At 49.6% G+C, this 13,321-nt stretch carries 9 protein-coding genes; 7 read left to right on the top strand and 2 right to left on the bottom strand.

Annotated features, from left to right (window positions below):
* Positions 1-51 precede the first annotated feature (51 nt).
* Positions 52-1,554 (top strand): alpha/beta hydrolase family protein, encoded by a 1,503-nt coding sequence (locus A3848_RS08855; protein ID WP_074084602.1) that lies wholly within the window; start codon positions 52-54, stop codon positions 1,552-1,554.
* 143 nt (positions 1,555-1,697) lie between these two features.
* Here the strand turns inward: A3848_RS08855 and A3848_RS08850 are convergent, their stop codons facing one another.
* Positions 1,698-3,092 carry a SpoVR family protein gene (locus A3848_RS08850; protein ID WP_074084601.1) on the bottom strand — a complete coding sequence of 465 codons (1,395 nt, stop codon included), beginning with the start codon at positions 3,090-3,092 and terminating at the stop codon, positions 1,698-1,700.
* Positions 3,093-3,478: 386 nt separating this feature from the next.
* Complete coding sequence (locus tag A3848_RS08845; protein ID WP_074084600.1) at positions 3,479-5,623, bottom strand: alpha-amylase family glycosyl hydrolase; 2,145 nt, start codon at positions 5,621-5,623, stop codon at positions 3,479-3,481.
* A 623-nt stretch (positions 5,624-6,246) separates the two neighbouring features.
* Here A3848_RS08845 and A3848_RS08840 point away from each other — a divergent pair.
* From A3848_RS08840 to A3848_RS08815, 6 genes are all read left to right on the top strand, one after another.
* On the top strand, positions 6,247-7,161 hold the full coding sequence (locus tag A3848_RS08840) for a DUF4362 domain-containing protein (RefSeq protein WP_074084599.1): 915 nt from the start codon (positions 6,247-6,249) through the stop codon (positions 7,159-7,161).
* A 115-nt stretch (positions 7,162-7,276) separates the two neighbouring features.
* Positions 7,277-8,005, top strand: coding sequence for a response regulator transcription factor (locus A3848_RS08835; protein ID WP_074084598.1), 729 nt, complete (start codon positions 7,277-7,279; stop codon positions 8,003-8,005).
* Positions 8,002-8,937 carry a sensor histidine kinase gene (locus A3848_RS08830; protein ID WP_074084597.1) on the top strand — a complete coding sequence of 312 codons (936 nt, stop codon included), beginning with the start codon at positions 8,002-8,004 and terminating at the stop codon, positions 8,935-8,937. Before A3848_RS08835 ends, A3848_RS08830 begins: the two co-directional genes overlap by 4 nt.
* 138 nt (positions 8,938-9,075) lie before the next feature.
* On the top strand, positions 9,076-9,993 hold the full coding sequence (locus A3848_RS08825; protein ID WP_074084596.1) for an ABC transporter ATP-binding protein: 918 nt from the start codon (positions 9,076-9,078) through the stop codon (positions 9,991-9,993).
* The gene (locus tag A3848_RS08820; RefSeq protein WP_074084595.1) at positions 9,986-10,678 is read left to right on the top strand and encodes an ABC transporter permease; all 693 of its coding nucleotides are present in this window, start codon (positions 9,986-9,988) and stop codon (positions 10,676-10,678) included. The genes A3848_RS08825 and A3848_RS08820 overlap by 8 nt, the downstream gene beginning before the upstream one ends.
* A 327-nt stretch (positions 10,679-11,005) precedes the next feature.
* Positions 11,006-12,670 (top strand): PAS domain-containing sensor histidine kinase, encoded by a 1,665-nt coding sequence (locus A3848_RS08815; RefSeq protein ID WP_074084594.1) that lies wholly within the window; start codon positions 11,006-11,008, stop codon positions 12,668-12,670.
* Positions 12,671-13,321: the final 651 nt, after the last annotated feature.

The raw sequence follows: 13,321 nt of genomic DNA, 5'->3' as shown, positions 1-13,321 counted from the left end.
GGATAAGATTGGAACAAACAAAAATAGAAAATTTTAAAAAGGAGAATCGGGATGAGACTGTTTGAACTGTTGCTTTTTTTATCAAACATCGGCTTGTTTGCATGTACATTCCTATTAAAAAAAGGCCGGCGTAAAACTCCAGTATTCGTTGCAAGCGGGATCGCTACACTTTTACTGGTCATACATTGGACGGTGGAAGGATACAGAGTTCAGCTATTGTTCCCCTATGGCCTAACGATCCTTTTTTTGGTTGTTTCAGGTTTTAGCTATTTTAAAAAAATCGGCCTCAAAAAAATTCCGCGATTCATATGGGGTACGGCTTATACCGCTATAGCGGTGATGCTGGCTGTAACAGCGATTCTTATGTATGCTTTTCCTGTATTTAAACTACCTGAACCCACAGGCGAATTTAAGGTAGGCACGCAAACCTTTCATTTCGTGGATACCCATAGGAAAGAGATTTACGGCGAAGGCAGAGAGGGTCATAGAGAATTAATGGTTCAGGTATGGTATCCGGCTCAAGCGGGCACCGGCAAGTATGCTCCCTTTATTCCTGAACCCCGGATTTTAAGTTATATGGCCGCGGACTATGGACTTCCCGGGTTTACTTTTGGGCACCTGAGGTACGTATCCAGTCATACTTATTCGGGGGCTGAAGTCTCTCCGGCACAGAAATCATACCCGCTGATCCTTGCAAATCCCGGCAATGGCTCTTCCAGGTTCCTCCACACGTCGCAAGCTGAATATCTCGCGAGTCACGGATATATCGTGGCTGTGATCGACCACACCTACAATACATTTGCCACAGAGTTTCCAGACGGGCGAATCACAACCAGCACAACCAACGACTTATTCTCACTCAACAATGATTACCGGACAGGAATAGAAATTCGCGACAAGCTGGGAAAAGTCTTAACCGGGGATGTGGCGTTTGCGCTGGACCAATTCGAGCTCATCCAATCGGGGCAGATTCCAAGTCAGATCAAAGGAAAGATTGATCTCGGTCATGTCGGGGTGTTCGGTCATTCCATCGGCGGAGCAACGGCCTATGATGCTGCTTACGATCCGCGGATCGCGGTTGGCATAGACCTTGATGGAGGGCTTTATCGTCTGCGGGACAGAGAGGGTCTGCGTAAGCCGTTTTTGTTCATCAACTCGGAAAGCTATTTCGAAAAATTAAAAATGGTGATGGATAACCGGGTTTACACGGATGCAGAGCTTAGCCGTATGGGCTCGACTAGAGAGTGGGAGGATCAAGTCACGGAAGATAAAAAGTTGGAGCTTGAGCGGATGCGAGAAACGGTCGGAGTAGGGGGACGAGTCCTATATATCAAAAATACGGAGCATTTAAATTTTACCGACGTACAGTTTATTTCTCCGATTTTCAAAATGTTGGGCATTACAGGAAAGATTGAGCCCAAACGAGCGGACTCCGTGATCAATGCCTATATGCTGGATTTCTTCGATAGGTATCTGAAAAAGCAAGGCGGAAGCTTAATGAAAGGACCGGATAGCCGCTTTCCGGAGGTGAAGTTCGTAAATTCGCTTTCATAAATAACGGAACAGGCTATCCCAGCCGAGCATAACTCTCCGATTGGTTGAAGCTGTGGAGAGTCGGATGCTTGCTTGTCTAAAAGAAAAGGGCACGAACCAGCGCATTTCCGCTAGGGAAACGCGCTGATAGTGCCCATTTGCTTCTACATAAATTTCCGCTGCACCCTTTTACCGTCATAGGTAAAAAGGGCTTTTTTGTCTTCGACCACGGTTTGCAGGTGGACGGTACGCCCCCAGAGGGCATAGATGTGCGGCAGAGTGCGCTCCAGGTACTTCAGATCCAGCTCGATGCTCTCATAGCGGTGGGCGATCAGCAGTTCCCCGTTGCGCTCATAATCCGCATCCTCAACGACAAGGTAAGGCGAGCCGCCATTGACACGGGCCAGCACCAGCTGGTCACGGACATTTTCCCAGGCCTTGTCAGTGATTTTCCATTCCGGGCCCTTTTTCTCGAAGACGTACAGGTCCAGATCATTGACCAATTGCTTCGACAGATAGCTGCGGATAAAAGAGATGTCGGAGTCCAGCTCCCGGACCTCGAACATTTTGTCACGGTCCCAGCGGCGCTCGATGTCCTCAAAGATCTTCAGCCCCAGGTAGTAGGGATTGAGGCTCTGCCGGGAGGGCTGCACGACCGAGGAATTCAGCTTCGCGTATTCGATCGTCTCCTCAGGTGTCAGGTCCAGCTCGCGCATGATCCGCTGATGCCAGTAGGAAGCCCAGCCTTCGTTCATGATCTTGGTTTCCATCTGCGGCCAGAAATAGAGCATCTCGTCATGAAGCATCGTCATGATGTCACGCTGCCAGTCCTCCAGCGCCGTCGAATATTGCTGGATGAACCAGACGATATCCTTCTCCGGCTCGGGCGGGAACTTACGCTTCCCGGCGGTTTCCGGTTCCGGGCCGGCAGCCTTGCCATTTTCCAGATCCCACAGCTCATCATAGGGATTGGCCGGGCCAGGACTTCCGGGAGGCGTATCTTTACGTTCCTTCATCTTGGCTTCAAGCAGGTGGGTCTTGCCCAGCTTGCGGGGCTGGATCAGACTGGGGTCGATATGCTCCTGAACCGCCAGCACAGAATCAATGAAGCCCTCTACGGCATCCATACCATAGGTGACCGAATAATCGGCGATCCGGTCTGCCGTGGCCGACATACTCTCCACCATATCGCGGTTCGACATGGAGAAACGCATGTTGTTTTTGAAGAAATCGCAGTGGGCCAGCACATGCGCTACGATCAGCTTGTTCTGGACCAGCGAGTTGCCGTCCAGCAGGAACGCGTAGCAGGGGTTGGAGTTAATGACAAGCTCATAGATTTTGCTTAGACCAAAATCATATTGCGATTTCATCTTATGAAACGTTTTTCCAAAACTCCAGTGCCCGAATCGGGTAGGCATCCCGTAGGCACCGAACGTGTAGATAATGTCAGCCGGGCATATCTCATAACGCATCGGGTAAAAATCCAGCCCAAATCCGGAAGCAATCTCCGTAATCTCGGCAATCGCCCGTTCCAGCGCCCTAATCTCATCTCCGGGCATGAATCCATCTCTCCCTCCAGCTTGGGCTTACACTGTAACCTATTCTGACAAGGCCGCCAAGGTTCTACGGCAACGTCCGGAATTGCTCTACTTATGTATATGGGAGGGGAGAGAGGTGTATGACGTTCTGAATAGTCTCTGGGGCAGCAGGGTTTTGCTGAGAATGCCTGAAAGTATAGAGCTGTCGTGAAAAGGATGAGGGAATTCAAAACGTAAATGATGAAGCAGCAGCCGATGAAGTTGACGCAGCATTTCATCTTTGGAAATTGACTACAGGACAGAATACAAGCAAAGCAAAAAAAAGATTAGGCATCTCACACCTAATCTTTTTCTTTGGTTGGATACATAACAAGCTCTGCCAAATTCCTTATACCGGCAGCTCCCGTTTAATTTTGCCAGTCGACCGTCACTGTGCCTACGCCGCTGGTTGGTGTTGTATACGTATGGTTGCTGCCGCCTTCCCAGTTGACGGTGGTGCCGTTCGACTTGACGAACTTGAATTGCAGCGCTGTCCCTGCGGGTACGCTGACGTCGAAATACCATGTTGGATAGGATGCTTCAACTACATTGTACATTGGGCCAATCGCACCAGAGACGTTCCAGGCACCAAGCTCAGCTACATTGCCGGCCAGGTATACCTTTGTTCCAAGGGCTGTGGTGGCGTTGTTGACTTTAAAGCGTACGGTGACCTGATCGGCCGTCAGTACATTGAAATTGCTGAAAGCATTGCTCTTCGTACTGGAAGCAGTGGCTACCGATACATTCGTCTTGCCGGCAGAGACACTTGGGATTTTCACTTTAATCTGGGAGTCTTCCCAGCTCACAATGTTTGAACCGGTGACAGCCGTAGTGCCGAAATACACCGTGCCCGCCGTGCTGCCAAAGCCGCGGCCGTCAATCGTCACGGTATTGCCCGGTTTGCCCATTGTCGGTCCGACATTGGCGATGGTCGGCGAAGTCTCTGCCGCCCCATATTGCCAAACCGCTGTTCCGCCGGCTGAAAGCGTGAAATTGGTCACAGAGCCGGTGCTGCCAACGGTAATTGAATTGCCGTTTAACAGGCCGCCCAGCACATCCGAATAGGTGCCCGCAGGCAGGGACGTCAACAGGTTCGAAATCGGATAAGGCGTGGACGTGTTGCGGTTGATAGCAACGAGGGCGACGCTTTTGCCGAATTTCCGTTCATAAATGAAGACGTCGTCATTGACCCAGCACTGTTTTGTCGTTCCGTAGGCAATAGCGGGATTAGACTTGCGCAGCGGGGCCAAGGCTTTAATCAGTTTGTAAGCTGTTGTGTTGGTGTTAAACCCTGTCATCATAGCCCGGTTATTCGGATCACCAACGCCGGTCATGTACTGCTCGGTACCATAGTAGATGGCCGGTACTCCGCGGGATGTTAGTGTAAGCGCCAGTGCTTGTTCGGTTGGCCGCGTGCTGGAACCCGCTACACTGAAGCGGTCCATATCATGATTGTCGATAAAGGTTACCATATTATTAATATAATCATAGCTGGATGCGGTAGACGCTAACACTGAGTTGAGATCGTTCATAGTTTCCGATTTGTCCTTGAATACTTCCCGAACTTCCTGGGCGTATGCGAAGTCTAGCAGGTTCATACCACTGTTGTTGGCAAAATTGACATTGTCCGTACTGGTCTCGTCAGGGCCAAGGAACCATTCACCGAAGGTGAAAACCGGATGACTGCCGCTATAGATGGAGGAGACGTAGCTTTTTTGCCAGCCAAATGGCATATGTTTCACTGCATCAAATCTGATTCCGTCTATACCGAGGCCAAGCCAGAGGTCTATAGCTTCCTTGAAATAGCTGTCAATCGTGCTGTTATTTTGATTGATGTCCGCCAGATCAAAGAGGTTTCTGTAAATGCCATCTTCAATGGTGGAAAAATCCGTGCCGCCGTTGTGATGGAACAAACCAGCGGAGTCGCTTCCATAAGCTCCGAGCAACGTGCCGTTATTATACAGCTTGCCATTCTCGGCAAAGCTTGCGTTCGTGGACGAAGCCGGGCTGGTATGGTTTGGAGCAAAGTCGATAATGACCTTGATGTTATTCGCATGCGCTGTAGAGATCAGGTTTTGAAAATCGGTAAAGCTCCCGAAGGCAGCGTTGGTTTTTTTGAAATCCCGGGGCCAATATCCGTGATAAGCTGTGTTGTTAACGCCGGAATAGTTGATGACAGAGGTGATGTTCTCCACAGGCTGAGAAATCCAAAGTGCCGTAACTCCCATACCGGTCAGGTAGCCGTCATTGATTTTATTGATGATTCCCTGCCAGTCTCCTCCAAAATACAGTTTTAAATTGGAATGATCGCTGCTGAATGCAGAACCTGTCGGATTGTTAGACGAATTGCCGTCTGCGAACCGGTCGGTCACAATTTGATAAACAACGTCCGTACTGTAATCCAGTTTGTTATTAACGCTTGTATCTGGGGAAGCCCATGCGGGCAATGCGGCACCCAGTACCATGCTCATCGAAAGCGATAGGGTTGTCAAAAGCTTTGAGTACGTTTTCATGATTCGAGTCTCCTTTTAAATGTTCCGTCTTTAATCATCGGATCGGTCCTGCTTTGCCTCCAGAAAAGCGGTGCGCAACCGCCTGGGAGCCGGCAGGGCCAATAAGACACTTACTTTATTCTTCTTCAGCATCTGCCTGTTTCACGGTGAACCGTATGCAATGATGAAAAAAAATCGTTGCGCTTAGCAGACGCAAACAGAGGGTTATCTCTGCATCTTACGTTGAATCTAGTGACAAAAAATTTGTACAAATGACAGGAAACCGGTTTCCACACCAAAATACCACTCTATCAGGATCAAGTCAATGACTAAAATGGGATTATTTATAAAAAATACATTTTTATATGTTGGAGAACTGTGAGTACAATCTATTCCAGAAGGAAAATCTTCATTCCGTACCAGCGGTTGAAGACATACGCTGTACTGTAAAACCAATTCTGAAGAGCCTGGTGTGGGAAATCCGCACGCCGGGTTCTGTGGGGGTTAGGGTCACCAGTTGGGTGACATCTTACCTGGGTTACCTCTAGTGAAACTGAAATAGAAATGGACCGGATGATTTTCATTAATGGTATACTTTAGCAAATGTTCAACTTCCATCAGCCCTGAAAAGGAGGCTTCATGTGATGAGTCCACACCTTTCTTCAAAATGGCAGCGTCTGCCTAAGGTGGTCATCAGACGTGCCATGAGAGGATTTCTTATGCTTCTAACCGTCTTGCTGACCCTGTTTATATTTACAGGCTGCTCCCTGCTGCCTTGGAATAAAGATTCGGCAAACCATCCGAAGATCAGCCACAAGCTGAACGAGCAGGAGGATGTGATCAACCGCAACAGCTTAGGCACGGAGAATCTGGACAAACTGGATGCTTTTATCGAACGGGGGAGCGGAGTTCAGCGGGTGGTGCAGCATACCATTGAGGGTGATCCGATATTTAGGGTGCTGGAGTACAAGGGAGGAAGACTGCAATACACCGTCGACACAACGGAGGATGCCTTTGGCACACCTGAGGTGCGTACGGTTTCCTGCGCAGAGCTGGAGCGGGTGGAGACCAATACCCTGCTGACATATACGCTGACAGGGTGCGATGGCGAGCAAGCGGAGCGGCAGCTATTATCGATCGAATATGATGTGGCGAAGCAGGACCGGTTCGAGTTTGTGTTGAAATATGGAGTGGACCGCAAGAATGAGATCAACACTGGGGAGCAGAAGCTGGTCAAGGACTTGCGGAATGGTTCAGTGGCCGAAGTTAATGATTATACATTGCCGGATAAGGACCGCCAGAGTATTTATCGCGAGCTGGTGCTCAGTAGTGACCTGGAGGAAGAGAAGCAGCTGTCCACAGAATGTAACAGGAAGCCTTATATAAGCTATGAGCTGACGGTCCAAATCAACGGCGCTGAGCGTCATTATGTCTGGAGTGAATGCGACACTAGCACGGACGGCCTGAGCATGACCGGGGTGGCACAGTTCATCATAGACACGGTTGAAGCCAATGAAGCCTTTAAGCAGCTGCCGGAAGCTGAGGGCGGGTACGAATAAGACAATAATCGGATGAATCTGCACAGCAAAGCCTGATATAATTTTAAGGAATCAAGCTATAAATCGGCGATGAGCTGTACGTGCGAAATATTTTTAATTACAGGGAGGTTCAGACATGCCACAGCGTGTGCTGCTGATAGAAGACGACGAGGCGATAAGCGAAATGGTGCGCTCGTATTTGGTAAAAGAGGGGTATGAGGTGGAAACGGCATTTGACGGTGAGGCAGCGGAGAGGCTGTTTCACCGCAGCGGCGCCTATGATCTGGTTCTGCTGGATCTGATGCTTCCCAAACGAAGCGGCAATGATGTGCTGCAGACGATCCGCCGGGACAGTCTGGTGCCTGTACTGATCATGTCCGCAAAGGACAGTGATGTTGACAAGGCGCTGGGCCTGGGCTTCGGCGCAGATGACTATATTACGAAGCCGTTCTCGATGATCGAGCTGGCGGCACGGGTGAAGGCAGCGATCCGCAGGGCCGGATATGCCGCTGCAGGCAGTGCCAGCCAGGAAACAGCTCCGGTAGAGGCGAAATCGAACAGGATATCGCTGCGCGGACTCACTGTGGATTTTGATAATTTCTCGGCACTGAAGAACGGTGAGGAGGTCAAGCTGACCGCCAAGGAATTCCAGATTCTGAAGCTGTTCGTGAGCAGCCCCGGCCGGGTGTACACCAAAGCACAGATTTACAGCAGTGTCTGGGAAGACGATTATTACGGGGACGAGAATGTCATTAATGTACATATGCGCAGATTGCGTGAAAAAATTGAAGATGATCCATCCAAGCCGGAATACATCAAAACATTATGGGGCATCGGCTACAAGCTGGGGGATGTGCTGGAATGATGGCTTTGCTCAGTGTGGCTATCCTACTGCTGCTAATTGTGATCCTCTGGCAGTACCTGCGTCTGCGGGAGCATTCCCGCCAGCTCGAATATATCCATAGCAAGCTTGAGGGAATTGTGGACCGGGGCTCCCACGAAAGGCTGCTGCTGTTCAACAGCGATCCTCATCTGCAAAAGCTGCTAACCGATCTGAACCGGCTGCTGGACGTCAACCACAAGGGTGCAGTGGAACTGGCCAAGCTGGAGAAGTCCATGCGCAGCATGCTGGCGAACATTTCTCATGATCTGAAGACTCCGCTGACGGTGGTGCTTGGTTATATTGAAACGATTCTTCATGATCAGGCGATGACGCAAGAGGAGCAGGAGCATATTCTACGGACGATTCACGGCAAGGCAGAAGAAGTGATCCGGCTGATGAACAGCTTTTTTGATCTGGCCAAGCTGGAGTCGGGGGATAAGGAGATCGCTCTATCGCGGGTGGAACTGGGGGAGATCTGCCGGCGGAACATACTTTCCTTTTACGATATTCTCAGTGCCAAGGGCAGTGAGGTGGAGATCGAGATTCCGGATGAGGCGATGTACATCATGGGCAACGGAGAGGCGCTGGACCGGGTGCTCTCCAATCTGCTGTCTAATGCAATCAAATACGGGGATGCCGGCGGAGTACTTGGACTCCGGTTATACAGCGATGGGGATCAGGTGTGCATCGAGGTATGGGACCGGGGGAAGGGCATCACCGAAGGCCACCTGGATAAAGTTTTTGAGCGGCTCTACACGCTGGAGGATTCCCGTAACCGGGATTATCAGGGGAGCGGACTCGGGCTGACCATCACCAAAAGGTTAACCGAACAAATGAACGGCACCATTACTCTGCGCAGTAAGCCTTTCGTCAAAACCGTATTTACGCTTTCTTTTCGCAGGCTGACCTTCTAACAAGCCCTCCTGGTCTGGCGGTTTACCTGGGTTACGGCAGCTTAAGATTTTCGTAAGATTCAGGTAATAAAAAAGAAAATTCCGCTGTGTACAATAAGAACCAGGAAGACAAACGAAGAGCCAAAGGGGATAACGGAAATGACTACCATATTACGGACCTGGGATTTAACCAAGGAGTATCAAGGCAAAGAGGCTGTTAACGGCGTGAATATGAGCATCAAGCAAGGCGAAATCTACGGGTTCCTGGGACCCAACGGCGCGGGCAAAACCACTGTGATGAAAATGATCACCAATCTGGTAAAGCCGACGGCGGGGAACATTGAATTTTTCGGTGAAAGTATGAATGACCACTCGTATGAAATGCTGAAGCGCATGGGCTGTATTATAGAATATCCGGTATTTTACGATAAGCTGACCGCCAGAGAAAATCTTCAACTGCATGGAGAGTATATGGGCTACTACGATGCCAAGGCCATGGAAGAGGCGCTGGAGCTGGTGAAGCTGAAGGGTGTGGACAAAAAGCCGGTCAAGCAGTTCTCTCTCGGGATGAAGCAGCGGCTGGGCATCGCCCGGGCGGTGATGACGAAGCCGGAGCTGCTCATTCTGGATGAGCCGATCAACGGGCTGGACCCTATGGGCATCAAGGAGCTGCGCGAGGTGTTCCGCATGCTGAGCCGGGAATACGGAATGACGCTGCTGATCTCCAGCCACATTCTGGGGGAGATTGAACAGGTAGCCGATACGATCGGTGTCATCCGTGAGGGAATCCTGCTGGAGGAAGTGGCGATGGATACGATCCGCAGCCGGGATACGCAGTACATTGAAATGATTACCGGAGAGAGCAGCAAAGCGGTGTATGTTCTGGAGCATAAGCTGGGCCTCACCAACTTCAAGGTGCTGGATCCCCGGACCATCCGCATTTATGATGCCGTGCAGCAGAGGGAACTGAACAAAGCGCTGGCCGAAGCGGATGTGGAGCTGGAAAGTCTGAGTAAAAAGCATCATTCGCTTGAAGATCATTTTGTGGAACTGATGGGGGGTGAAGGTATTGCTTAAGCTAATTCAACTGGAAATTCGTAAAAACAAGCTCCTCGGCATGCTCAAGGGTGTCGTCATTGCCAATCTGGCCATTCTTGCCTTCATGATTCTGATCACTTACGTTGACACTGGAGAAGGCGGCGGTGAATTTAATACCTATGCTGAGATGTTTGCGGTCATTTATCTCTTTGTCAAAGCGACATTTCTGGTTTTTGCTTCAGTCGTGCTGAGCAAGCTGGTGATTGAGGAGTATAAGAACAATACCATTACGTTACTCTTCATGTACCCTATCTCCCGCAAAAAGCTCATGGCTGCCAAAATCATCATCGTGTTCTTGTTTACCGTTGTTAGTATTTTTGTCTCAGATATTCTGCTTAACGCCGTTCTGGTGGGGATTAACTCCTTTACCCATGTGATACCGGGTTCTCTTGATCTCAACATTATTCCGTCAGAGCTGATCAGAATCAGTACCGATGCGGTATATGCAGCGGGTATTGGCTTAATTCCATTATTCATCGGGATGCGCAAAAAATCCGTACCGGCCACCATCGTTACTGCGGTGCTGCTTGTCAGCCTGATTTCCTCCGGCACCAATGATTTTCAGATGGGGAACCAGGTGGGGGTTTCTCTGGCGCTGGCCCTCGTTGGTATAGGTATCGCCTACCTGTCCATCCGGAATATTGAACAAAAGGATATTGCCTGAATGTTTTTGGAATCACGCTAGATTCACCTCAATTATTGGCATTCACAGATCAAAGGTTCCTCCGTAGATAGTAAGGATTTCCATATATCCTTGCTCATCTGCCGGAGGGACTTTTTTTGCTGGAAAACCGCATGGTGTCAATGTTTTGATGGCGGTCTGCTGCGGTTTTTTGCTATAATAGTATATATTTCAGCAATTTTTGATCATACCCAATAATGGCTGATTGCAACTGCTGCCTGAGGGCAGTCGAGATTGAGATTACATATATAGTTTATCCGCAGCTTCTGAACAGACGAACGCAAGATTGAAGCTCGGAGGAGGTGGGTTATGCCTAAAGAATGGTTATCCATTCTGAACCGGGTGCTTTCGGAGGAAAGTGCCTATAAAGTGTTATACGATCATCATCCTGATCTGATTATTGTGCTGGACAGGCAGGGGCAGTATGTGGACAGTAACCGTCCATTAGAAGATGCCGCTGGAACAGGTGCAGAGCTCCATAAGCAATCCTTTCGTGTGGTACCGAAGCTTCCTGGAGAAGAACATTTTGCCGCAGCACTCGGCGGTATCGGTTCCAGTTTTGAGTTGGAAGCTGAAGAGAGCACTGGAAGCAGCCTGACCACTATTACCTATGTGCCGGTAAAAACAGAAGAAGGAATCGCAGGTATATTCGCCATTATCCGGTATGACCAGAGCTGCAGATTGACTTTTTCGCTTCAGGAATGGTTCCACCGGCTCCTGACTGGGGAAGATCGTCCTCCCGTGGTTTGGACAGATGACCGGATACCAGAATTTGAAGAGGAGCGGGTTGAAAACGCTGCAGCGCAGGAACAGCAGAAGGCGGAACTGGTGCTGGAAATGTCCGAGGACAAGCATCTCGCTCTGATCCTCAACTCTGTTGCAGCGGGAATCTTTGGATTGGATACACAGGGCAGGACATTCTTCATTAACCGCGAAGGGTCTGATATGCTGGGCTATACGCCTTCCGAATTGATCGGCCGGAGCCTTGCCGATCAGATTCATCACATCCGTGGAGACGGGTCCAGGTACCAGCAGAGTGAATGTCCGATCTTGCAGACCCTGCAGGATGGCATTACCCGCAGCAAGACGGATGAAATTTTCTGGAGAAAAGACGGAACCAGTTTTTTTGTCAGCTACCGGATTGCACCGCTTCTGCACAAAGGGATCATATGCGGTGTGGTAGGTTCCTTCAGTGATACTTCCAATGAACGTGAGGTTCTCCGGGCCAAAGAAACGGCGGAGCAGGCAGCTCAAGCCAAGTCCGATTTTCTCGCGATGATGAGCCATGAGATCCGTACTCCGATGAACGGGATGATCGGGATGGCCGATCTGCTGCTGGAAACAGAGCTCGCGGAAGAGCAGCGCACCTATGCCGAGATTCTGCGTAGCAGCAGCTACAGCCTGCTCAAAATTCTGAATGATATCCTCGATTTCAGTAAGATGGAAGCCGGCAAAATGCCGCTGCTATCGGAAAGATTCGATCTGCGTGAAATGATTGAGAGCATCATTGATCTATTTACCCCCAAAGCGGAGGAGAAAAAACTCGCGCTGCGGTGGTGGGCAGATACCAGTGTACCAGCTATTGTGACCACGGACCCCAGCCGTTTGCGGCAGATCATTGTGAACCTGGTAGGCAATGCACTTAAATTCACTGACCATGGAAGCGTAACCTTGTCTGTGAAGAATATCGAGCTGCCGGCTTCTCCGGAGTATCTGCTGGAATTTTCGGTAAGGGATACAGGGGTCGGGATTGCGGACAGTAAGCTGAATCTGCTGTTCCAGTCCTTCTCCCAGCTGCATCCGTTCATTAATCGCAAATACGGGGGCACGGGTCTTGGACTGGCCATCTGTAAGCAGCTGGTAGAGCTGATGGGCGGAACCATCTTTGTGGAGAGTGAAGAAGACCGGGGCTCGACCTTCCGCTTCATGCTTCCTTTCGTCAAAGAAGAGATAGAGTCGGATATCACGTTCTGAGTTAGCCTCTTCGTGCCAAGCATCAGGAGGCGGGAATCCCCTACTAATTAACTCCGGCCGAGCAGCTGGAGGCTTTTATAGTAGGAAACAGCAGTCTCCGGTAAACGCTATGACCGGGGGCTTGCTGTTTTTTTGTGCAGCAGCCCGGTTATGTGTGAATTTAGTAGCTCAATGCGTTTATGTGTGAACTAAGTGGCTCAGTGCGTTTATGTGTGAATACCAGATCAATGCGTTTATGTATGAACCTAGTGACTCAGTGCGTTTATGTGTGAACCTATCGGCTCAATGTGGTTATGTGTGAACTAAGTGGCTCAGTGCGTTTATGTGTGAACTACCAGATCAATGCGGTTATGTGTGAACCTAGTGGCTCAGTGCGTTTATGTGTGAACCTATCGGCTCAATGCGAGTTCGCTGTTGCTTAGTGGAAAAAGTAAACCTAATTCATTGAAATATCAGGTAAACCTTAAGTTAAGTGGAAAAAGTAAATCTAAATAAATCGGGAGCGGCTAAATGGGGTCATTTTGGTTATTTCCTCAGAATGTAAGTGGATACATTCCACTTACATTCTGAAAAAGAACAAAAGACAAAAAAATAGGTGGAGAAAATCCACTTAGTTAGAATCGTGAGCTCCCGAACCCGAACCCCGAACCC

The organism is Paenibacillus sp. P32E (assembly GCF_001909085.1).
In the GTDB taxonomy this organism is placed as follows: domain Bacteria; phylum Bacillota; class Bacilli; order Paenibacillales; family Paenibacillaceae; genus Paenibacillus_AQ; species Paenibacillus_AQ helianthi.
This window is presented reverse-complemented; position numbering and strand designations above follow the sequence as displayed.